This window comes from Brevundimonas sp., assembly GCF_035561115.1.
Lineage (GTDB): Bacteria > Pseudomonadota > Alphaproteobacteria > Caulobacterales > Caulobacteraceae > Brevundimonas.
The window spans coordinates 15,471-35,330 of sequence record NZ_DATMYH010000095.1 but is presented as its reverse complement, the minus strand read 5'-3'; the positions used below and the strand labels follow the sequence as shown (position 1 = coordinate 35,330).

The window sequence follows — 19,860 nt, the reverse complement described above, 5'->3', positions numbered from 1 at the left end:
CCGTCCCGTCGCAAGGGAGGCTCGCTCGGCCGGCGAACCGAAGCGGCGGCGGGAGCGGAAGGAAGCGGGCCGCGACCGGTCTCCTCGGGGACCGGGACGCGGGCTGACGGGGCTGCAACGTCCAGTCGGCCAGGGGCGGTGATCCAGTATCCGCCCGGTCCAGCAGGCAGTCGTCGCTGCCGCTGCCCGCCGCGTGCAGAAGGGGAACTCGTCAAGAGCGAGGGGTAGCCCCGCGCATGTGGAAGCGCCCTCCGCGCGGAGCGTTCTGCCTTCGTCGAAACACACAAACCCTACGGTCTCCGGGCGAAGGCCCGGACGCTCCGCCACGCCTCCCGCTCCCTTGCGAAGGGTTGTCGATGAACAAGTTTGTATTTCAAACAAGTCTGATGTAAACGCTCAAGCTCGATCAAGGGGAGGGCGTCATGTCGTCATCTGAAATCCATCAACCCGACCGCCTGCACGGTCTCGACGCCCTGCGGGCGACCGCCCTGCTGCTGGGCGTCGTCCTGCACGCGTCCATGGCCTATTTCCCGGTCACGATCTGGATCGTCCCGGACACCGACAACTCGCCGGTCGCCGCCGTCCTGTTCTTCGCCATTCACCTGTTCCGGATGACCAGCTTCTTCCTGATCGCCGGCCTGTTCGCCCATATGATGCTGCACCGGCGCGGAGCCTTCGGCTTCATCAAGGACCGTCTCATTCGCATCGCCGGCCCGCTCGCCGCCTTCTGGACGCCGGCCCTGGCCGCCATCATCGCCGTGCTCGTCTGGATGGCGGCCATCCGCAACGGCGGAACGATCCCGGACGGCCCGCCGCCGCCGCCGCTGACCATCGCCACCTTCCCCCTGACCCACCTGTGGTTCCTGTGGGTGCTGCTGATCCTCTATGCCGCCATGATGATCGTGCGCGCGCCCTTCGCCCTGATGGATCGCGGCGGAAGCTGGAGCCGGTTCGTCGACCGGATGACCGGCGCCCTGATCGGGCCGTGGACGCCCGCCCTGCTGGCCGCGCCGCTGGCGCTCGCCTTCTGGCTGGCGCCGAACTGGATTCCCTTCTTCGGCATTCCGACGCCGGACACCGGACTGGTCCCCAACCCCGTCGCCCTGACCGCCTTCGGGACCGCCTTCGGTCTCGGCTTCCTGCTGGACCGTCGCCGCGACCTGCTGGCCCGGATCGAGCGCCTGTGGCCGGTGTTCACCGTCGTGGCCCTCGGCGTCGGCGCGGCGGCCCTGGTCATGTCCGGTGGACCCGTCCCGGAGCTGGCTCCCGTGACCGATCCTGCGTCGAAGGCGCCGCTGGCCGCGGTCATGGCCCTGGCCGTCTTCGCCACGACCTTCGCGGCCCTGTCCCTGGCCCTGCGCTTCGCCTCCGGCCGCAGCGCCGTCCGCCGCTACCTCGCCGACGCCTCCTACTGGATCTACATCGTCCATCTGCCGCTGGTCGCGGTCGGCCAGGTGCTGGTGGTCAACGCCGCCTGGCCGTGGTTCGCCAAGCTGGCCGTGGTCATCGCCGGGACCATGGCGATCAGCCTGCTGTCCTACGAACTGCTGGTCCGCCATACCTTCATGGGCCGCTGGCTGAACGGCCGCCGCATCCCGTGGCGCCGTCGCCCCGATCCGGCGCTGGCCCCCGCCGAATAGCTTGCCAACCCCCGCCGGCTCGTCCACCCCATGGACGGCCGGCCTCGGAGAATCGTCATGCCCGCCAAGCCCCGCCTGCATTCCGCTGAGGACGACCTCGCCTTCATGCGCTCGATCGTCGAGGGGCGCGGACGGCCACCGATGACGCTGGCGATCTGTTATCTGGCGGGCGGTCTGCTGTACGGCCTGCAGTGCCTGTTCCACGTGGGTCAGGCGACCGGCGTGATCCGCTGGCCCGATCTCGCCAACCTGGCCTTCGTCGTCGGGATCACCGTCGCCTTCCTGTCGATCCTGACCTGGGCCATCCTGAAGGACCGCAAGGACGGCGGGGCCAATCGCGGGCCGATGGCGAGCCGCACCCTCAACGCCGCCTTCAGCGCCACCGGCATGGCCAATTGCGCCGTCATCATCGTCTTCGGCGTGGGCGCCTGGAGGGACCAGGACTTCGCCATCTGGCTCTACTATGCGGCCATTGTCTTCGCTCTCCAGGCGGCCGCCTGGTACATGGCCTGGACGCTGAAGCGGAAGGGCTGGATGCTGGCCACGGCCCTCGGCGGCTGGGCCACGGCCGTGGCGCTCGGCGTGCTGGTGCGCGAACCGTTCTGGTATCTCGGCGTCTGCACCGTCGCCCTGTTCCTGCTGTTCGCCCTGCCGGGCTGGATCATGTTCCGCGACGCCCGTTCCGGGTCGAAGGCGGCCTGATCCATGGGGCTGGCCCACCTCGGACGGATCGACGACGTCATCCACGGCCGCATGCGGCTGGGGATCATGGTCTATCTGTCCGACGCCGACGCGGCCGACTTCACCGAACTGAAGTCCGTGCTTGAGGCCACCCAGGGCAATCTGTCGGTGCATCTCAAGACGCTGGAAAAGGCCGGCTATGTCGCCATCGACAAGAGCTTCCGGGACAACAAACCCCTGACCCGGGTGTCCATCACCCCCGAGGGCCGCAAGGCCTTTTCCGCCTATCTCGACGCCATCGGCAGTCTGATCGGAGGCAAGGACGGATGAGCGGGCAAGGCTTCGTCGAACAGGCGCTTGATGTGATCTTCGGAGCCAAACCGAAGGCCAAACCAAAGCTCGGGCCGGTGCGCGTCATGGGCATCGTCAACGTCACGCCCGACAGCTTTTCCGACGGCGGCCGGCTGGCCTCGGTCGAGGCCGCCGTTGCGCATGGCCTGACGCTGGTGGAGCAGGGGGCGGACATCCTCGACATCGGCGGCGAAAGCACCCGGCCGGGCGCCGACCCCGTCGATGGGTACGAGGAAATCGCTCGCACGGTCCCGGTCGTCGAAGGCCTGCGCGCCCGCTGGGCCGGCCCGATCAGCATCGATACCATGAAGCCCCGGGTCGCCCGCGCCGCCGTCGCCGCCGGGGCCACGATGTGGAACGACGTCAGCGCCCTGACCCACGCCCCCGACAGCCTGCAGACGGCGGCCGACCTCGGCGTCGACCTCGTGCTGATGCATATGAAGGGCGACCCCCGCACCATGCAGGCCGACCCCTGCTATGACGACGTGGTCGCCGAGGTCGCGGCATGGCTGGGCGCCCGCGCGGAAGCGGCGGTGGCCGCCGGCGTGGCGCGCGAGCGGATCTGGCTGGATCCCGGCATCGGCTTCGGCAAGACGGCGGCGCACAATCTCGCCCTGACGGCCCATCTGGACCGACTGGCCGCAACCGGCTTCCCGGTGCTGTACGGGGCCAGCCGCAAGCGCACCATCCAGACGATCGACCCGACCGCGACCGACGCCGGCGATCGCATCGGCGGCTCGCTGGCCCTCGCGCTGGAGGCGGCGCGGCGGGGCGCCTCGATCATCCGTGTCCACGACGTCCGCGAAACCGTCCAGGCCCTCGCCGTTCAGGCGGCCGTCATGGCAGCCGGGTGAGCAGCCGCGCGCCCCGCCCCTTGGTGAACCAGGCCCAGGTCCAGTTGACGTAGACGGTCAGCCGGCTGCGGAAGTCGATCAGCAGCATCAGGTGGACCATCGACCACGCCAGCCAGGCCACGAAACCGGTCATCCTCAGCCCGCCCAGCATGGCCACGGCGCGGGACCGGCCTATCACCGCCATCGCGCCCCAGTCCCGATACCGGAACGGCGCCGGCTCGGGCCGGCCCTCGATCCGGGCGCGGATCAGCCGTCCGACCCAGCCGCCCTGCTGCCTGGCCACCGGCGCCAGGCCGGGCAGGGGCCGGTCGTCCTGCAGATAGCTGGCCACGTCGCCGATGGCGAAGACGCCGTCCATCCCTGCGACGGCGCAGTCCTTGCCGACCACCACGGCCCCGTTGCGGGCGGCGGGCGCGCCGAGCCATTCCGCCGCGGGCCGGGCCTGCACCCCCGCGCTCCACAGCACCACGCCGGCCTCGATGCGCTCGCCGCCCACGATGACGCCCCCGTCGGATATGGCCTCGACCATGGCCCCGGTGCGGACCTCCACGCCCAGCTCCGTCAGCGCCCTTTCGGCATAGGCGGACAGGGGCTCGGTGAAGGCCGGCAGGACCCGCGGACCGGCCTCGCACAGGATGACGCGCGCCTTCGTCGGGTCGATGCGGCGGAAGTCGTGGCGCAGGGTCTGGCGGGCCATCTCGGCGATGGTGCCGGCGGTCTCGACCCCGGTCGGCCCGGCCCCGACGATCACGAAGGTGGTCAGCCGCCGCACCGCGTCCGGATCGTCGGACAGCTCGGCCCGCTCGAAGGCGCCGAGCAGGCGGCTGCGGATGTCGAGCGCGTCCTCCATCGACTTCAGCACCTGCGCGTCGGCGGCCCACTCCGGATGGCCGAAGAAGCTGTAGGCCGCCCCGGTGGCCAGGATCAGCCAGTCGTACGCCTGATCGGGGCCGTCCTTCAGCCGCACGCAGCGCGCCGCCGTGTCCACCGCCGTCACCTCGCCCATCAGCAGGGTCGCGTTCGACTGATGGCGCAGCAGGGTGCGGGTGGCGGTGGCGATGTCGGCGGGCGACAGCGCCGCGGTGGCGACCTGGTACAACAGCGGCTGGAACAGATGATGGTTGGTGCGGTCGATCAGCACCACCTCGACATCGGCGCCCTTCAACGCCCTGGCCGCCGCCAGCCCGCCGAAGCCGGCCCCCACGATCACCACCTTGCCGCGCGCCATTCCAGGCTCCTGCTCGATCGCCCCTATGTAGGGGAGATCCGCCCGGAATGCGCCGTCGGATCGTCCGGTTCAGGCGTCCCGCCACTCAGCCACGCGGGCGTCGGGATGGCGGTCGAGGACGAAGCGCGGTTCCACGCCGTGTTCGAGCCAGATCTTGGCCCCGGCCAGCACCAGGGTGAAGCCGTTCATGCCGTCGAGCGCCGCCGCCATCCTGCCGTCCGGGTCGCCGGTGAAACCGGACTGTTCGACGGAGACGAAGGTCTGATCCGGTCCGCGCGCCTCGAAGGTCCATTCGACACGGGTGCGGTCGTCGCCGTCGCCCCAGTCGACGGCGAGGCGCCGGGACGGTTCGAAGGCGACGACCGTCACCGGCGAGGTGAAACCGTACATGGCCCAGGTCCAGGTCACCCGGGCGCCGGGCGCCAGCCGGCCGTCGCCCTCGCTGAACCAGAACCGGGCCGTGACCGCCGGATCGACGAAGGCCTCGAACACCTCGGTCGCCGGTCTCCGGATCAGCAGGCCGCAACTCACCACGGCCGCTGTCACGCCGCGCCTTCCAGCCGCGCGCCATAGGCGTCGCGCAGGGCGAACCAGCGGTCCCAGGACCACGGATGCCGGACGCCGCGGACCGCGTCGTCCAGACCCTCCATGTGATGGTGCCAGCCGCCCAGCACATTGGTCCGGGCGCCTTCCCACGACTCGGGCACGCGGTGGATCAGGATCAGATGGGTGCCGTCGCCGTCCGGCTCGAGCCGCCACGAAACGACGGAGGCGGGGTTGCCGCCGAAGGTGTGCTCGAAACGGGTGAAGGGCTGAACCGTCAGCACCTCGTTCGACTGCCGGCGCTTCTCCGGCGTGTCGGGCATGAAGTCGTGGTCGGGCTGGCGGAAATTCAGATCCATCCGGCCGCCGGGGCGCAGGTCGATCTCGGCCTCGGCCAGCCAGCAGGCGAGGCCGTCGCCGGTGGTCAGGGCCTTCCACACGCGCTCGGGCGAATGCCGCAGCCGGCGTTCGAACCGGATCTCCCAGCCGTCCTCGGTCCGGCGGCAGAGGCCGGCGTCGGCGTCCAGCCGAACGGGGGTCATGGTTTTGGGGGTCATGGTTTCGGTCATTGGGGGAACTCCTTGTCCAGATGCGCCTCGAGCGCGTCGAGTTTGTCCGTCCACAGACGGCGATATCCCGCCAGCCAGGCGTCCAGTTCGGCGAGGGGCGCGGGGTTGAGACGATACATCCGCCGCTGGGCGTCCTTGCGGACCGTCACCAGACCGGCCTCGCGCAGTACTGACAGATGTTTGGACACCGTCGGCTGGCTGATTGGCAGGGCGTCGACGAAGTCCCCGGCGGGACGCTCGCCGTCGGCCAGCATCGACAGGATCGACATCCGGTGGGGTTCGGACAGGGCGTGAAGGGCGGTGTGCATGTACATCGTCTAACGGCAATATAGATAAAAAGCAATATATGATCCGGCTTGCCGAGTCGGCCGGGATTGGCCATCCAGCGCGGATGACCTCGCCCCCCGGACGCGTCCTGATCATCGCCGGCTCGGATTCGGGCGGCGGGGCCGGGGTGCAGGCGGATATCAAGGCGGTCACAGCCATGGGCGGCTATGCGGCGACGGCCATCACCGCCATCACGGTGCAGAACACCCTCGGCGTCCACGGCGTCTATCCGTTGCCGCTGGATCTGATCGAGGCCCAGGCGCGCGCGGTGCTGGACGATATCGGCGCCGACGCGATCAAGACCGGCATGCTGGGGTCGCGCGAGGTGGTGGAACGGGTGGCGGCCATTCTCGACACCTGCGCCGCCCCGGCGGTCGTCGATCCGGTCATGGTCGCCAAGGGCGGGCAGAGCCTGCTGGCGGACGACGCCGTTCTGGCGGTCCGGACGTTGATGATCCCTCGCGCCGCCCTGTTGACGCCCAACGCGCCCGAGGCCGAGGCCCTGACCGGTCTTGAGGTCGCGGATCTGGACGGCCAGCGCCGGGCGGGCGAGTTCCTGCTGGGCCTGGGAGCCGGGGCCGTTCTCATGAAGGGCGGCCACATTGCGGGCGATACCGTCGTAGACCTCCTCGTCACCCCCACCGGCGAGACCCTGCTGGAGGGCCCGCGGGTCGACACCCGCCACACCCACGGCACCGGCTGCACCCTGGCCAGCGCCTGCGCCGCCGGGCTGGCGAAGGGCCTGCCGCTGGAAGCCGCCGTGGCCGAGGCCTGGGCCTATGTCGCCGAAGCCATCCGCCGCGCGCCGGGCCTGGGGGCCGGACATGGCCCCCTGGATCACGGCTGGCCGCTGAGACGCGACAAATGAGCGATCTGGAAACACGGCTGGTGGAGATCGTGCGGGCCGACCCCGACCTGATGCATGTATTGCGGACGGTGCGCGGTCTCGGGCTGGATGATTGGCGGGTCTTTTCGGGCGCGGTCTATCAGTCGGTCTGGAACGCCGTGACCGGCCGGCCGGTCGGCTATGGGCGGAAGGACTATGACCTCGGCTATTTCGACCCCGACGTCAGCTGGGACGCCGAGGACGCCGTCATCAAACGCGTGGCCGCCGCCTTCGACGAGCCGTTTCGAAGCGACGTCGAGGTCCGCAACCAGGCCCGCGTGCATCTCTGGTTCATCGACCGCTTCGGCGAACCCTACGACGCCCTCAGCGGGACGGACGAGGCGCTGGAACGGTTTGTCGCCCCGGCGTTTTCTGTCGGCGTGCGGCTGGAGGATGACGACACGATCAGCGTCGCCGCGCCGTTCGGCCTCGAGGATGTGTTCTCGCTCACAATTCGGCCCAATCCGCATCGTCCTCTCGCCCGGGGCTGGGCGAAGGTCGTCGAAAGCGCATCGGCGCGCTGGCCCGAACTGAGGGTTCAGACATGAGACGACTTCTGGGAATCGCCGGCCTGCTGGCCGCCAGCCTGTTCGCGTCGGCCGCCAACGCTCAGTGCCGCGAAGCCGACGCCGTCATGCTGGCGATGTCGTTGCATGATTTCGATCAGACCGAAGCGGGCTGGCGCTCGCTGGACGCTGAAGGATGCCAGCGGCAGGCGGCAGAGGCCATCGGCCGGTACCGCACCGTCAATGCCCAGGCTCTGGGCGAAGAAGCGGACACGCTGATCTGGCACGAGGGCCAGATGCGCGCCTTCGCCGGCGACACGGAGGAGGCCATCCGCCTGATGCTGATCGGCCGCGACCGGGATTCCGATGCGACCCAGCCCTACACCGACGCAACTATCGCCTTCCTGCGGCGGGACCGCCCCGCCCTGCTCGCCGCGCGCGAGCGTCTGGTCGCCCTGCCCGTGCCCGAAGCGTTTGCCCGGGCGGCGGCCCGATATGCAGCCAGCTATCCGGACCATCCGGCCCTGACATGGCCGCTGAACCTCAACATCGTTGACGGACTGATCGCCTGTTTCGACCGGCCTTACCGCGAAGCCTATGCCTGCGAGGCCCCGGCGGACGGGACGGGCAGCTGATGCGCCAGTGGACCGTCGACGCCTTCGCCTCCGGACCCTTCAGGGGCAATCCCGCTTGTGTGGTCGAGCCTTTCACCCGATGGCCTTCGGACGACTGGATGCAGTCTCTGGCGCAGGAGAACAACCAGGCCGAGACCGCCTTCCTGCTGCGCACCGGCGATCCCGCGCGGTTCGGCCTGCGATGGTTCACCCCGGGTATGGAGGTCGACCTGTGCGGCCACGCCACCCTGGCCTCGGCTCATGTCCTGATGGCCGAGGCCGGCCTTGAGGCGGCGGCTCTCACCTTCGACACCCGCTCGGGCCCGCTGATCGTGAGGCGGGCGGCGTCCGGCTATGAGATGGACTTTCCGGCCGACCCGCCTCGCCGCTGCGCGATCGCGCCGGCCGGCCTTGGCGAGGCGCTGGGCGTCGCTCCCGTGGAGGTCTGGGCCGGCCGCTATCTGGTCGCGATCCTGCCCGACGCGGCGGCGGTGCGCGCAGTTTCGCCCGACATCCGCGCCCTGGCGTCGATCCAGGGCGAGGCGGGCGAGGCAGGGCAGGTGATCGTGTGCGCCATGGCGGATCCGTCCGACGATGTGGACGTGGTCGACCGGTTCTTCGCTCCGGGCTGCGGCGTGGACGAGGATCCGGCCACCGGATCGGCCCACTGCATCCTGGGCCCGCTGTATGCTGACAAGCTGGGCGGCGGAGCGGTGCGTTTCCGCCAGGTGTTTCCCGGGCGGGGAGGGGACATCACGGCGGAGGTCAGGGGCGACCGCGTCCTGCTGCGCGGACGGGCGGTGACCGTGGTCGAGAGCCGGCTGAGGCTGACCGCCGGATAAGGAGACAGGGAAAGGGGCGCGACCCCTGCGGATCGCGCCCCCTCGGACCTTCGGGGAGGAAGATCAGGCCCTAGTAGCGGCGGTTGTCGTTGTCGTGACGTTCGGCGCGCACCCGGGCCGACAGGCGGTCGTAGCGGCGATCCAGCTCGGCCCGTTCGCGATACGAAAGGCCGCCGCGCTGATAGCTGTATTCAAGCCGGACCAGCTGGTTCAGCTCGGCGCGGAGGCGCTGCGCCTCCCGGCGGCTCAGCTGGCGATTGCGTTCGCCCCGGTCGATCCGGCGATCCAGCTGATATTTGCGCTGGGAAATCGACTGCCAGCCGCCGCGGTTGTTCCGATCGCCGCGATGGTCCTGCTCGTAGCGGCCGCGATCATCGCGATCGCCGCGATACTGATCCTGATAGTTCTGGGCCATGGCCGGGACCGCGATGGAGGCCGCGGCCAGGGCGATGGCGGGGATGAGAAACTTTTTCATCTGTCGTCTCCTTGGCGGTTCGACGCGGACCGGTTGGCCGGCGTTGAGACGGAGAAAGCCATTACCGGCGTGAGCCCCGTCTGAACGGCGTGTGTCAGCTTGCGTTCATCGGTGTGAAATCGCCGTAACGCTCCGGATTGTATGCCGCCTTTCGGCCCGCCGGCCGCGCACGTGAGGCGGGACGAACGGTGAAATATGTCTATGCTTCCTGTTCAGCCCGCGTTCAGAGCCTGAGGCCTACACCCCTCCCATGTCTCGCATCCTCGCCATAGGAATCGCCGCCCTGACCGCCGCCGCGCCTTTGTCGCAGGCCGTCGCGCAGGACCGCGTCCCACGCGGCGATCGCGAGCGTCCCCAGCACGAACAGCAGGACGAACGCCCGCGCGTCAGCATCGGCGAAGCCGTGCAGCGCGCCTCGTCGGGCCGGCCGGGGCGCTTCCTGGGCGCCAGCGACCGCGGCGGAACCATCGTGGTCCGCTGGGAGTATCCCGGCGGCCGGATCGCCGACATCATGGTGGATGGCCGCACCGGCCGGGTCATCGGAGAACGCTGAATGCGCGTGCTGCTTGTCGAGGACGACGTTGACCTGTCGCGCCAGCTGAAACTGGCCCTGGGCGACGCCGGCTATGCGGTCGACCACGCCGCGGACGGCGAGGAGGCTCATTTCCTCGGCGATACGGAACCCTATGACGTGGTGGTGCTGGACCTGGGCCTGCCCAAGATCGACGGCGTCTCGGTGCTGGAACGCTGGCGCCGCGACGGCAAGACCACGCCCGTGCTGATCCTGACGGCGCGCGGCGCCTGGTCGGACAAGGTGTCGGGTTTCGACGCCGGCGCGGACGACTATCTGACCAAGCCCTTCCACACCGAAGAGCTGCTGGCCCGCCTGCGCGCCCTGCTGCGTCGGTCGGCGGGCATCGCCTCGGCGACCCTGTCATGCGGCGGATTGCGGCTCGACCCGCGTGCGGCCCGCGCCACCGTCAACGGCGAGCCCTTGCGCCTGACTTCGCTGGAATACCGGCTCCTGCACTATCTGATGATGCATCAGGGCCGGGTGATCAGCCGCACCGAGCTGGTCGAGCACCTGTACGACCAGGACTTCGACCGCGACTCCAACACCATCGAGGTGTTCGTCGGCCGTCTGCGCAAGAAGATCGGGCCGGACCGCATCGAGACGGTGCGCGGCCTCGGCTATCGCTTGACGCCCCTGGTCGGGGAGAGCGAGACCACGTGACGGACGGCTCGGGGGGCTCTGTCGAGATCGGAGCGGCGACGGAACCGCGAACCTGGGGCCGCTGGTTCGGGCGACCGGGCCGAAGCCTCACGCGGCGCCTCATCTGGCTCGCCTCCGCCTGGATCGTCCTGGCCCTGGTCCTCACCGGCTGGGCCCTGACCAACCAGTATCAGGAATCGGCCCTGCGCCGACTCGGCAATGTCCTGGCCGACACCATCGACGAGGTGGTGATCGCCACCAACGCCGGGGCCGCCGGCACGCTGACCGTCAATGAAGTCAAGGACGATCGCACCCTGCGGCCGCTGTCGGGCAAATACTGGGCCGTAGGGGAACCGGGACCGGACGGCCGCCTGCGCATTCTGGTGCGGTCGCCGTCGCTGGTGGGCGAAAGCCTGACCATCCCGGAAGAGCTGCCGGACCGGCTCGCCGCCGCCCGTGGCGCGACGATCAGCTACAACGACCCGGACGGCCTGCGCCCCGGCGGCGAAGGGCCGCTGGGCGTGTCGCTGCGCGTGGCCGCCAGCATGAAACAGCTGCCGGGCCGGACGCAGCCCGTGGTCTTCCTGGCCGGCATTGATCGGTCCGATATCGACAACGACACCCGCCAGTTCGCCACCTTCACCTGGACCGCCCTGCTGATCATGGGCCTCGGCCTCGTGACAGCGGTCTTCCTCCAGGTCCAGATCGGCCTGCGCCCCCTCTATGCGTTGAGGAACGAGATCGCCGGTGTGCGCATGGGCAAGGCCGCGCGCATCGCCCGCAGCTATCCCCTCGAGATCCAGCCCCTGGCCGAGCAGGTCAACCGTCTGCTGGACCACAATCAGGAGACGGTCGAGCGCCAGCGCACCCATGTGGGCAACCTGGCCCATGCGCTCAAGACGCCGCTGTCGGTCATGCTGGCCGAGGCGGGGAACCAGCAAGGCGACCTGCCTGACATGGTGCGCAAACAGACCGAGGTGATGAAGGCCCAGGTCGACCACCACCTGCGCCGCGCCCGCGCCGCCGCGCGCGCCCATGCGCTGGGCGAGCGCACGCCGATCGCCGAGGTTCTGGACGAACTGGCGGTCATGCTGGAACGGGTGTTCGAGACCAAGGGCGTGGAGATCGACTGGCGCGCGCCCGACGAACTGGGCTTTCGCGGCGAACGGCAGGACCTGCAGGAAATCCTGGGCAACCTGATCGAGAACGCCTGCAAATGGTCGAAACACCGGGTCCGGATTTCCGCTGGCCCGACCGGTCTTGGGCAGATGGTCGTGGTGGTCGAGGATGACGGCCCCGGTCTGCCCGAGGACCAGCGCGAGGCCGCCCTGGAACGCGGTGCGCGGCTGGACGAAACCACGCCGGGCTCAGGACTGGGCCTGTCGATCGTGGTCGAACTGACGCGGGCGTATGGCGGCCGGATCACCCTGGCCGACAGCGATCTGGGCGGGCTGAAGGTGCTGCTGGAGCTGCCCGCCGCCGAGGCCTGAGGCGGGCCGGCGAACAGCGCTTGTTAACCCTGACTGTGCAGTGTGGCGGACGGTCGGGCGTCTTCCGGCCTTGGGAACGCTGAATGTCGGGGCTGACCGTCGCCCACAAAGTCGCACTCGCCGCCATGCTTGAGCGGTGCCCCGACGCCATGCTCAAGACCGTGGCCTCCGCCGTCGCGCCCCTGCCGGGTGGTCGGGCGGCGGAACTGCGCATGATGCTGGCGGACGAGCAGCGCGACCGCGTGCGCCGTCAGTTCGTCATGGCCCCCCTGATCCCGATGTTCCGGACCCGGGCCGACGGCGTCGCGGCCATGACCTTCCCCCCCGCCGTTCTCGCCCGCCTGTGGAAGGCGGCCAGCGCCCGGGAACCCGACCTGCTGCCCCGTCTGGACGGGGAAGAACCCTCTGTGATGGTCGCAGACCGCATCTGCCTGGCCGCCGCCGCCATCGTGCGCGACCAGCCCGACCTGATCTGGCCCGGCGGCCAGGATCCGGCGCGGCTGGCGGGCCTCGACGATCTGGCCGCCTGTCTCGATCTGGCCCACATGGCCCGGCGCGGCCTGGCGTCGCTGGAAGTCTGGCTGAAGCGCCCGGACGGCGACCAGGTGGCCGAACTGCGGTTGATGCTCAAGGACTGCGCCGGCATTCGTCTCGATGGCGCCCAGAGGGTGCTCGAAATCCTGTTTTCCCACCTCGACGACGCTGTCCTGATCCTGCGTATCGTCACCCAGACCTCGTGTGCAGTGGACCAGGAAGGCTTCCTCAGCGCCTCCGAACTGGCGGGGTTCGTCGATCGGCTGATCGCCGGCGTCGACCTGCGCGCGGCCCGGATCGCCGCCTTCAAGCCCGCCGCCGACATCGCCCAGGTCAAGGACGTCATCGCCGACCTGACCTGGTGCGCCAACGTGCTGGGCGAACTGGACGTGACCCTCACCCTCAATCCGCAAAGCCTCTGGGGCAAGTCGGTGCGCGACGGCCGCGTCATGATCGCCGGCCGGTTGTCGGCCTTGCTGCGGGCCGCGGACAAGGCCGTGGATCAGGCCCTGCCGATGGAACGGGTCCAGATCGCGGGGCGCATGACCCGCAAGGCCCCGCAACTGGATGCGCCGATCGACGGCGAAACCGTTCTGGCCGCGCGCAACCTGTTGCGGCTGGTGGGTTCGGTGCGGGGCCCGGCCTCGACCTTCGGCTGCGAGGCGGACCGCAAGACCCTGGTCGAGGCCCTCACGGGGCGGCTGACGGACTATGCCGATCAGGTGCTGCGCATGATCAATGACGGCGAGGCGCCCGATGAGGCCCGCGCGATGAAGGTCATGGCCTTCGCGGCCCAGTGCCTGGACCTGATCGCCGCCACAGAGGCGGCCCGGACAGTGCGGCGTCGGGCCGCGGTCTCGGGCGGTCCCTTAAGGAGCGGCGAGGCCTCGTCGCGGGCCGCCTGATCGGGTACATCGCGCGGCGATGACGGTTTTCTGGATTATGACGGCCCTGATGACGGCGCTCGCCGGCCTGCTGGTGCTGGCCGGCGCGCGGCGCGGAGCCGACGCCGGCGAAGGCGTCGCCAGCCTGGCCGCGGGAGCCGAACTGGCCGAGCTCGACCGGCTGAAGGCGCGCGGCCTGCTGGATGAGGCCGGCTGGACCGCCGCCCGGGCGGAGGCGGGCCGGCGTATTCTGTCAGCGACGCGCGAGGCGACGCCCGTGCAGGCCGGACCCGGGGACCGGTTCTGGGTTCTGGCCGGTGTTGCGGCCTCGGCGGCGGCGGCCCTGGGCCTCTATGCCGCCTTCGGAGCCCCGGGTCTGCCGGATCAGGCCTGGGAGCGGCGCGTCGACCAGTGGGCGACCGAGCTGGACACGCTGGAGGCGCCGCAGATCGCCGCCGTCGCGGCCCGGGTCGTGCGCGAGCGGCCCGACGACCATCAGGCCCTGACCATGCTGGGCGCCGCCCGCTTCGAGGCCGGCGATCCGATCGGCGCCGCCTCGGCCTTCCGGCGGGCCCTGACCCTGCAGCCGGACGACGCACAAAGCTGGGCGCGGCTGGGCGAAAGCCTCGTGCGCGCCAACGAAGGCAGGGTGGACGGCGACGCGGAGGCCGCCTTCGTCCAGGCTCTGCGGCGCGATTCCGGTCAACTGGGCGCCCGCTATTTCCTCGGCGAGGCGGCCATGGCGCGCGGCGACGCCGCCCGCGTACGCGCCATGTGGGACCCGCTGATCGCCGCGCTGGATCCCGCCGACCCGCGCCGGATCGGTCTCGAAACACGGATCGCGGCCATGGAGAGCGGCGCATGAGCTGGCTTCCCAGGTCGCCCAAGGCGCGCCGCCGCCTGTGGGTCGTCGCGGCCGTCGCGCCTGTGCTGGCGCTGGCCGTGGGCCTGTCGCTGTACGCCATGCGCGACAGCGTCACCTTCTTCTTTTCGCCGTCAGAGGCTACGGCGGACAAGGCTCCGGCGGGCCGCGTGGTCCGTCTGGGAGGCCTGGTCGAGGCGGGCAGCGTCCGGCGCGGCGCGGATGGCGAGGTCGCCTTCGCCGTCACCGACAATGTCGCGACCACGCGCGTTGTCTACCAGGGCGACCTGCCCGATCTGTTCCGCGAGGGGCAGGGCGTAGTCGCGCAAGGCGCCTTCCTGCCCGACCGCTCGTTCCGCGCCACCCAGGTGCTGGCCAAACACGACGAGACCTACATGCCGCGCGAGGTGGCCGAACGGCTGAAAGCCCGGGGCGAATGGCGTCCTGAAGACGCGCTCGCCGCCCCCCGGACGCCGGCGACGTGATCGTCGAACTGGGCGCCTTCGCCCTCATCCTCGCCCTTGTCCTGTCGGCGCTGCAGACCATCATGGCCGCCGCCGGCCGGATGCGCCGCAGTCCTGTGCTGGCGGGCGCGGCCCAGGGCGCGGCCATCGCCGCCGCAGGCGCCGTCGTCGTCGCCTTCGGCGCGCTGGTCCTCGCCTTCGCCGCGTCGGACTTTTCGGTCGCCAATGTCGCGGCCAACAGCCACACCGACAAGCCGATGCTCTACAAGGTGGCGGCCGCCTGGGGCAGCCACGAGGGCTCGCTGGTCCTGTGGTGTCTGGTGCTGACGGTGTTCGGCGCGGCCCTGGCGCGGGCCCGCAACCTGCCGTTCGGCCTCAAGGTCTCGGCCATGGCGACGCAGGGGCTGCTGGGCGTGCTGTTCCTCGCCTTTGCGGTCTTCACCTCCAACCCCTTCGAGCGGCTGAACCCCGCGCCTTTCCAGGGCGCATCGCTGAATCCCCTGCTGCAGGACCCGGCCCTCGCCTTCCATCCGCCGTTCCTCTACGCGGGCTACGTCGGGTTTTCGGTCTGTTTCTCCCTCGCCGTGGCGGCCCTGATCGAGGGCCGGGCCAACGCCAGCTTCTGGCCGGCATGGGGCCGCTGGGTCCGGCCCTGGGCCCTGGCCAGTTGGGCCCTTCTGACCGTCGGCATCACCCTGGGCGCCTTCTGGGCCTATTACGAACTGGGTTGGGGCGGCTGGTGGTTCTGGGACCCGGTCGAGAACGCCAGCTTCATGCCGTGGTTGGCCGGCGCAGCCTTGCTGCACTCGGCGGTGGTGACCGAGCGGCGCGGAGCTCTGGCCGGCTGGACCGCCTTCCTCGCCCTGCAGGCCTTCACCTTCTCAATGCTGGGGGCCTTCCTGGTGCGCTCCGGGGTGCTGACCAGCGTTCACGCCTTCGCCGTGGATCCCGAGCGTGGACTGATGCTGCTGGCCATCCTGGGCGTCACCGCGGGCGCCGCCTTCGCCCTGTTCGCCTGGCGGGCGCCCCGTCTGACGGGCGGCGGCCAGTTCGCCCCGGTCAGCCGCGAGGGCGCGCTGGTGCTGAACAACCTGTTCCTGACCGCGGCCTGCGCGACCGTGCTGCTGGGCACCCTGTATCCGCTGATCCTCGAGGCGGCGAACGGCGCGACCATCTCGGTCGGTCCGCCCTATTTCGCCCTGACCTTCGTTCCCCTTATGGCCGTCGCCTTCCTGATCCTTCCGGCAGGGCCGCTGCTGGCCTGGAAGCGCGGCGACCTGAAGGGCGTGGGACAGCGTCTGGCCGTCGCCGCCGGTCTGGCCATTCTGGCCGCGCTGGCGGGCTGGATGGCGTTCGAGCCGCGCAAGGCCCTGTCCGCCGCCGGAATCGGTCTTGGCGGCTGGCTGGTGCTCGGCGCCCTGGCCGAGATCGCCGAGCGCATCCGTCTGTTCCGGGTCGGCCTGGCCGAAAGCGTGCGCCGCGCGCGCGGACTGCCGCTGGGGGCGTGGGGCACGGTCCTGGCCCACGCCGGCCTGGGCGTCTTCGTGCTGGGGGCGGTGGTCGAGACCGGCTACCGCGTCGAATCGGCCCGGACCGTGGCCGTCGGCGAGACCGTCACGGCCGGACGCTACAGCGTGCGGCTGGACGGAGTACGGATCGTCGAAGGCCCCAACTATCTGGCCGAGCAAGGCAAATTGACCGTATCGCTGCATGACGGGGGCGCGGCCCGCATCGTCACGGCCGAGCGCCGCTTCTTCCCCGCCGGCGGCCAGACCACCACCGAGGTCGGGCTGGATTTCCGGGGTCTGGACGACGTCTATGTCGTGCTCGGCGAGCGCGGCGAGACCGCCGCGGGAGCCCCGGCCTGGGCCGTGCGCGTGTGGTGGAACCCGTGGGCGCGGCTGATCTTCCTCGGACCCGCCATCATGGCGCTGGGCGCTGTCCTGTCGTTGGCGGACCGGCGGCTGCGGCTCGGCGTCGGCAAACGCAGGGCCGCGCCGTGAAGCGCGCCCTGCTCATCGCCCTGGCCGCCGTCGGCCTGATGGCCGCCGAGCCGCCGCCCGCGCCCGACAGGCCCCTGCCGGACGCCGCGCAGGAGGCCCGCGCCCGGGCCCTGTTCGCCGACATCCGCTGCGTCGTCTGTCAGCACGAGGCCATCGCCGACAGCCCCGCCGGCATCGCCGCCGACATGCGCCGGCTGGTCCGGGAGGAGATCGCCGCCGGCCGCACCGACGCCCAGGTCCGGGAGGATCTGGTGCGCCGCTACGGCGACTTCGTCCTGTTCAGACCGCCGGTCCGGGCCGGGACCTGGCTGCTGTGGTTCGGGCCCCTCGCAGCCCTGCTGGCGGTCGGCGCGGGCCTGCTGGTCCTCTCGCGCCGCCGGAGCGAGGAAATCGCCGCGCTTTCGCCTGACGAGGAGGCTCGGCTGGCGGATATTCTCGCCTCGCAGGCGGATCGCCGCGATCCTGACGCAAAGGCGTCTGACGACTGACGTTTGCCGGGACCTATCATCGCGCGATGCGTTGGTGAAACGGGTCACTGTCCTATATTCATTGTCGAAACGGGCCGCTCCACGCCCGAAAGGATCGCAAAGAACTCCATGATGAAGCGCAAGGAATTCATGCTGGGGGCCGTCGCCGGCCTCGCCTTCGCCGCCGCGGCCACCGCGGGCGGGGTGATCGACTGGCCGGCCGCCGAGGCAGGCCCCGTCGCCGGCGTCAGCGGCCGCCTCGCGCCCAACGCAGGCGGAGGGCTGGCCTTCGCCCCGCCCCAGGGCGCGCCCCTCAGCTTCGCCGACATCTTCCAGCAGGTCGCGCCGGCCGTGGTGCAGATCGACGTCAAGACGCGGATCGCGCGACCCAACATGATCCAGATCCCGGGGACGCCCTTCGCCATTCCGAACCCGAACAGCGCGCCGGAAGGTGAAGACGGAGCGGAAGGCGAGGGCGGCGCCACCGCCCTGGGCGCCGGCTCGGGCTTCTTCATCGCGGCCAACGGCTTCATCGTCACCAATAACCACGTCGTCGCCGACGCGACGGAGATCATGGTCAAGCTGGCCGACGGGCGCGAGCTCGAGGCCCGTCTGATCGGCCGTGACGAGGACACCGACCTGGCCGTGATCAAGGTCGAGGGGACCGACTTCCCCTTCGTCAATTTCGAGGAAACGGCCCAGCCCCGCGTGGGCGACTGGGTCATCGCCGTGGGCAACCCGTTCGGCCTCGGCGGCACCGCCACGGCGGGCATCGTCTCGGCGCAGGGCCGGGGCGAGGTCGACAACAACACGCCCTACACCGACTATCTGCAGATCGACGCCGCCATCAACCGGGGCAACTCGGGCGGCCCGACCTTCGACATCTACGGCCGCGTCATCGGCGTGAACTCCGCCATCTATTCGCCCACGGGCGGCTCGGTCGGCATCGGCTTCGCCATTCCGGCCACGGTCGCCAAGCCGATCACCGACCGCCTGATGCGCGGCGAGACGATCGAGCGCGGCTACCTCGGCGTGGAGATCGGCAATCTTGATCCGTTCCGCGAGGGCATGGGCCTTCCTGTCGGGACTCGCGGCGCCCTCGTGAACAGCGTGACGCCGGGAGGACCGGCGGCCCGCGCCGGCATTCAGGCCGGCGATGTCGTCGTTTCGCTAAACGGCGACCCGGTCGTCAGCTCCAGCGCGCTGACCCGCCGCGTCGGTCAGGCCAACGCGGGCGATAACCTGCGGCTGGAGCTTCTCAGGGACGGCCGCCGGCAAACCGTCGTCGTACGCTCGGGGACGCGTCCTTCGCGGGCCGATCTCGATGCAGGCCGGGGCGGGCTGGAAGAGGACAGCGAGGAGGCGGTTCCGTCACAGGCCGGCGTCGCTGTTGCCGGCATCACCGTCGCGCCCCTGAGCTCTGCCCTCCGCCAACGCTACGAGGTGCCGGCGGCGGTCAACGGCGTGGTCGTGACCCAGCCGGGTCGCGGGCCCTCTCAAGGTTTCCTGCCCGGCTATGTGATTTTCCGGGCGGGCAATGCGCCCATCACGACCGTCGCGGAATTCCAGGCCGCTGTTCAGGCTGCGCGGTCGGCCGGTCAGGACTCCCTGTTCTTGCTGGTCTGGACCCCAGCGGGCAATCGGCCCTTGGCCTACGACCTTCCGAAACCTGAATAACCGGTAACTGCCCCCATCGCCGCCGATGCGCTAACATCGGCGGCGATTCCGCATCTGAGGGGCTGATTCCATGCGTATTCTGGTGGTCGAGGACGACGCCGAGGCCGCGACCGCGATGGTCCGGGGCCTGACAGAGGCGGGCCATGAGCCCACCCACGCCGTCGACGGCGCCTTCGGCCTGCTCGAGGCCCAGAAGGGCGGCTACGACGTCTATGTCGTCGATCGCATGATGCCGCGCCTCGACGGCATCGGCATGGTCGAGACCCTGCGCAAGGACGGCGATCAGACCCCTGTGCTGTTCCTGTCCGCCCTCGGCGAGGTCGAGGACCGGGTCACGGGGCTGAAGGCCGGGGCCGACGACTATCTGGTCAAGCCCTACGCCTTCTCGGAACTGATCGCCCGCGTCGAGGCCCTGTCGCGCCGCCGCGAGACCGGCAGCGTCGCCACCATGCTCAAGGTCGGCGACCTCGAGATGAACCTGATCGCACGCACCGTGCACCGCGCCGGCCAGGAGATCGACCTGCAGCCGCGCGAGTTCCAGCTGCTCGAATTCCTGATGCGCCATGCCGGCCAGTCGGTGACCCGCACCATGCTGCTGGAGAAGGTCTGGGAATACCATTTCGACCCCCAGACCAACGTCATCGACGTCCACATCAGCCGCCTGCGCGCCAAGATCGACAAGGGCTTCGATCACGCCATGCTGCAGACCGTGCGCGGGGCGGGCTATCGGCTGGAGCCCTGACGGCCGCC

23 protein-coding genes are annotated in these 19,860 nt (G+C 70.3%); 18 read left to right on the top strand and 5 right to left on the bottom strand.

Annotated features, from left to right (window positions below; genetic code table 11):
* Positions 1 to 422: 422 nt before the first annotated feature.
* The 4 genes from VN378_RS12495 to folP all read left to right on the top strand — a co-directional run bounded on the left by VN378_RS12495 (position 423) and on the right by folP (position 3,526).
* A complete protein-coding gene (locus tag VN378_RS12495) occupies positions 423 to 1,640 on the top strand; it encodes an acyltransferase family protein (protein ID WP_325743903.1) in 1,218 nt (405 codons plus the stop codon).
* 57 nt (positions 1,641 to 1,697) lie between these two features.
* A complete protein-coding gene (locus VN378_RS12490; RefSeq protein WP_325743902.1) occupies positions 1,698 to 2,342 on the top strand; it encodes a hypothetical protein in 645 nt (214 codons plus the stop codon).
* 3 nt (positions 2,343 to 2,345) lie between these two features.
* Positions 2,346 to 2,651, top strand: a complete 306-nt coding sequence (locus VN378_RS12485) for a transcriptional regulator (RefSeq protein WP_325743901.1) — start codon at positions 2,346 to 2,348, stop codon at positions 2,649 to 2,651.
* A gap of 86 nt (positions 2,652 to 2,737) precedes the next feature.
* Complete coding sequence (gene folP, locus VN378_RS12480) at positions 2,738 to 3,526, top strand: dihydropteroate synthase (protein WP_325743905.1); 789 nt, start codon at positions 2,738 to 2,740, stop codon at positions 3,524 to 3,526.
* Here the strand turns inward: folP and VN378_RS12475 are convergent.
* From VN378_RS12475 to VN378_RS12460, 4 genes are all read right to left on the bottom strand, one after another.
* Positions 3,510 to 4,754, bottom strand: coding sequence for an NAD(P)/FAD-dependent oxidoreductase (locus VN378_RS12475; protein ID WP_325743900.1), 1,245 nt, complete (start codon positions 4,752 to 4,754; stop codon positions 3,510 to 3,512). The two genes, folP and VN378_RS12475, sit on opposite strands and share 17 nt — an antisense overlap.
* A gap of 69 nt (positions 4,755 to 4,823) precedes the next feature.
* Entirely contained in the window at positions 4,824 to 5,300 is a 477-nt protein-coding gene (locus VN378_RS12470) for an SRPBCC family protein (RefSeq protein WP_325743899.1), read from the bottom strand.
* Positions 5,297 to 5,866, bottom strand: coding sequence for an SRPBCC family protein (locus VN378_RS12465; RefSeq protein WP_325743898.1), 570 nt, complete (start codon positions 5,864 to 5,866; stop codon positions 5,297 to 5,299). Before VN378_RS12465 ends, VN378_RS12470 begins: the two co-directional genes overlap by 4 nt.
* Complete coding sequence (locus VN378_RS12460) at positions 5,863 to 6,174, bottom strand: metalloregulator ArsR/SmtB family transcription factor (protein ID WP_325743897.1); 312 nt, start codon at positions 6,172 to 6,174, stop codon at positions 5,863 to 5,865. Before VN378_RS12460 ends, VN378_RS12465 begins: the two co-directional genes overlap by 4 nt.
* Before the next feature lie 83 nt (positions 6,175 to 6,257).
* Here VN378_RS12460 and thiD point away from each other — a divergent pair, with 83 nt between their 5' ends.
* The 4 genes from thiD to VN378_RS12440 are packed head-to-tail and all read left to right on the top strand — an operon-like array spanning position 6,258 to position 9,041.
* Positions 6,258 to 7,061 carry a bifunctional hydroxymethylpyrimidine kinase/phosphomethylpyrimidine kinase gene (thiD, locus tag VN378_RS12455; RefSeq protein WP_325743904.1) on the top strand — a complete coding sequence of 268 codons (804 nt, stop codon included), beginning with the start codon at positions 6,258 to 6,260 and terminating at the stop codon, positions 7,059 to 7,061.
* Positions 7,058 to 7,627 carry a nucleotidyltransferase family protein gene (locus tag VN378_RS12450; protein ID WP_325743896.1) on the top strand — a complete coding sequence of 190 codons (570 nt, stop codon included), beginning with the start codon at positions 7,058 to 7,060 and terminating at the stop codon, positions 7,625 to 7,627. Before thiD ends, VN378_RS12450 begins: the two co-directional genes overlap by 4 nt.
* Positions 7,624 to 8,220 carry a hypothetical protein gene (locus tag VN378_RS12445; protein ID WP_325743895.1) on the top strand — a complete coding sequence of 199 codons (597 nt, stop codon included), beginning with the start codon at positions 7,624 to 7,626 and terminating at the stop codon, positions 8,218 to 8,220. The genes VN378_RS12450 and VN378_RS12445 overlap by 4 nt, the downstream gene beginning before the upstream one ends.
* A complete protein-coding gene (locus VN378_RS12440; protein WP_325743894.1) occupies positions 8,220 to 9,041 on the top strand; it encodes a PhzF family phenazine biosynthesis protein in 822 nt (273 codons plus the stop codon). Before VN378_RS12445 ends, VN378_RS12440 begins: the two co-directional genes overlap by 1 nt.
* Positions 9,042 to 9,111: 70 nt before the next feature.
* Here the strand turns inward: VN378_RS12440 and VN378_RS12435 are convergent, their stop codons facing one another.
* Positions 9,112 to 9,516: a hypothetical protein gene (locus tag VN378_RS12435; RefSeq protein WP_325743893.1), complete on the bottom strand. Its 405-nt coding sequence runs from the start codon at positions 9,514 to 9,516 to the stop codon at positions 9,112 to 9,114.
* Between the two features lie 250 nt (positions 9,517 to 9,766).
* Between VN378_RS12435 and VN378_RS12430 the strand changes: the two genes are divergently transcribed.
* From VN378_RS12430 to VN378_RS12385, 10 genes are all read left to right on the top strand, one after another.
* Positions 9,767 to 10,069, top strand: a complete 303-nt coding sequence (locus tag VN378_RS12430) for a hypothetical protein (protein ID WP_325743892.1) — start codon at positions 9,767 to 9,769, stop codon at positions 10,067 to 10,069.
* Positions 10,070 to 10,750 carry a response regulator transcription factor gene (locus VN378_RS12425; RefSeq protein WP_325743891.1) on the top strand — a complete coding sequence of 227 codons (681 nt, stop codon included), beginning with the start codon at positions 10,070 to 10,072 and terminating at the stop codon, positions 10,748 to 10,750.
* Positions 10,747 to 12,219, top strand: coding sequence for a sensor histidine kinase (locus tag VN378_RS12420; RefSeq protein ID WP_325743890.1), 1,473 nt, complete (start codon positions 10,747 to 10,749; stop codon positions 12,217 to 12,219). The genes VN378_RS12425 and VN378_RS12420 overlap by 4 nt, the downstream gene beginning before the upstream one ends.
* 83 nt (positions 12,220 to 12,302) lie before the next feature.
* A complete protein-coding gene (locus VN378_RS12415) occupies positions 12,303 to 13,658 on the top strand; it encodes a hypothetical protein (protein ID WP_325743889.1) in 1,356 nt (451 codons plus the stop codon).
* 19 nt (positions 13,659 to 13,677) lie between these two features.
* The gene (ccmI, locus tag VN378_RS12410) at positions 13,678 to 14,502 is read left to right on the top strand and encodes a c-type cytochrome biogenesis protein CcmI (RefSeq protein ID WP_325743888.1); all 825 of its coding nucleotides are present in this window, start codon (positions 13,678 to 13,680) and stop codon (positions 14,500 to 14,502) included.
* Positions 14,499 to 14,984 (top strand): cytochrome c maturation protein CcmE, encoded by a 486-nt coding sequence (ccmE, locus tag VN378_RS12405; protein WP_325743887.1) that lies wholly within the window; start codon positions 14,499 to 14,501, stop codon positions 14,982 to 14,984. The genes ccmI and ccmE overlap by 4 nt, the downstream gene beginning before the upstream one ends.
* Positions 14,981 to 16,966: a heme lyase CcmF/NrfE family subunit gene (locus VN378_RS12400; RefSeq protein ID WP_325743886.1), complete on the top strand. Its 1,986-nt coding sequence runs from the start codon at positions 14,981 to 14,983 to the stop codon at positions 16,964 to 16,966. Before ccmE ends, VN378_RS12400 begins: the two co-directional genes overlap by 4 nt.
* The gene (locus VN378_RS12395) at positions 16,963 to 17,454 is read left to right on the top strand and encodes a cytochrome c-type biogenesis protein (RefSeq protein WP_325743885.1); all 492 of its coding nucleotides are present in this window, start codon (positions 16,963 to 16,965) and stop codon (positions 17,452 to 17,454) included. The genes VN378_RS12400 and VN378_RS12395 overlap by 4 nt, the downstream gene beginning before the upstream one ends.
* Positions 17,455 to 17,562: 108 nt before the next feature.
* The gene (locus tag VN378_RS12390; RefSeq protein WP_325743884.1) at positions 17,563 to 19,110 is read left to right on the top strand and encodes a trypsin-like peptidase domain-containing protein; all 1,548 of its coding nucleotides are present in this window, start codon (positions 17,563 to 17,565) and stop codon (positions 19,108 to 19,110) included.
* A gap of 70 nt (positions 19,111 to 19,180) precedes the next feature.
* On the top strand, positions 19,181 to 19,852 hold the full coding sequence (locus VN378_RS12385) for a response regulator transcription factor (protein ID WP_325743883.1): 672 nt from the start codon (positions 19,181 to 19,183) through the stop codon (positions 19,850 to 19,852).
* Positions 19,853 to 19,860 lie beyond the last annotated feature (8 nt).

Coding starts and splice junctions, on each gene's coding strand:
- VN378_RS12475 (WP_325743900.1), bottom strand. CDS start 4,754: ATGGCGCGCGGCAAGGTGGTGATCGTGGGGGCCGGCTTCGGCGGGCTG.
- ccmI (WP_325743888.1), top strand. CDS start 13,678: ATGACGGTTTTCTGGATTATGACGGCCCTGATGACGGCGCTCGCCGGC.
- VN378_RS12415 (WP_325743889.1), top strand. CDS start 12,303: ATGTCGGGGCTGACCGTCGCCCACAAAGTCGCACTCGCCGCCATGCTT.
- VN378_RS12440 (WP_325743894.1), top strand. CDS start 8,220: ATGCGCCAGTGGACCGTCGACGCCTTCGCCTCCGGACCCTTCAGGGGC.
- folP (WP_325743905.1), top strand. CDS start 2,738: ATGGGCATCGTCAACGTCACGCCCGACAGCTTTTCCGACGGCGGCCGG.
- VN378_RS12430 (WP_325743892.1), top strand. CDS start 9,767: ATGTCTCGCATCCTCGCCATAGGAATCGCCGCCCTGACCGCCGCCGCG.
- ccmE (WP_325743887.1), top strand. CDS start 14,499: ATGAGCTGGCTTCCCAGGTCGCCCAAGGCGCGCCGCCGCCTGTGGGTC.
- VN378_RS12445 (WP_325743895.1), top strand. CDS start 7,624: ATGAGACGACTTCTGGGAATCGCCGGCCTGCTGGCCGCCAGCCTGTTC.
- VN378_RS12425 (WP_325743891.1), top strand. CDS start 10,070: ATGCGCGTGCTGCTTGTCGAGGACGACGTTGACCTGTCGCGCCAGCTG.
- VN378_RS12450 (WP_325743896.1), top strand. CDS start 7,058: ATGAGCGATCTGGAAACACGGCTGGTGGAGATCGTGCGGGCCGACCCC.
- VN378_RS12465 (WP_325743898.1), bottom strand. CDS start 5,866: ATGACCGAAACCATGACCCCCAAAACCATGACCCCCGTTCGGCTGGAC.
- thiD (WP_325743904.1), top strand. CDS start 6,258: ATGACCTCGCCCCCCGGACGCGTCCTGATCATCGCCGGCTCGGATTCG.
- VN378_RS12485 (WP_325743901.1), top strand. CDS start 2,346: ATGGGGCTGGCCCACCTCGGACGGATCGACGACGTCATCCACGGCCGC.
- VN378_RS12495 (WP_325743903.1), top strand. CDS start 423: ATGTCGTCATCTGAAATCCATCAACCCGACCGCCTGCACGGTCTCGAC.
- VN378_RS12460 (WP_325743897.1), bottom strand. CDS start 6,174: ATGCACACCGCCCTTCACGCCCTGTCCGAACCCCACCGGATGTCGATC.
- VN378_RS12490 (WP_325743902.1), top strand. CDS start 1,698: ATGCCCGCCAAGCCCCGCCTGCATTCCGCTGAGGACGACCTCGCCTTC.
- VN378_RS12435 (WP_325743893.1), bottom strand. CDS start 9,516: ATGAAAAAGTTTCTCATCCCCGCCATCGCCCTGGCCGCGGCCTCCATC.
- VN378_RS12390 (WP_325743884.1), top strand. CDS start 17,563: ATGATGAAGCGCAAGGAATTCATGCTGGGGGCCGTCGCCGGCCTCGCC.
- VN378_RS12385 (WP_325743883.1), top strand. CDS start 19,181: ATGCGTATTCTGGTGGTCGAGGACGACGCCGAGGCCGCGACCGCGATG.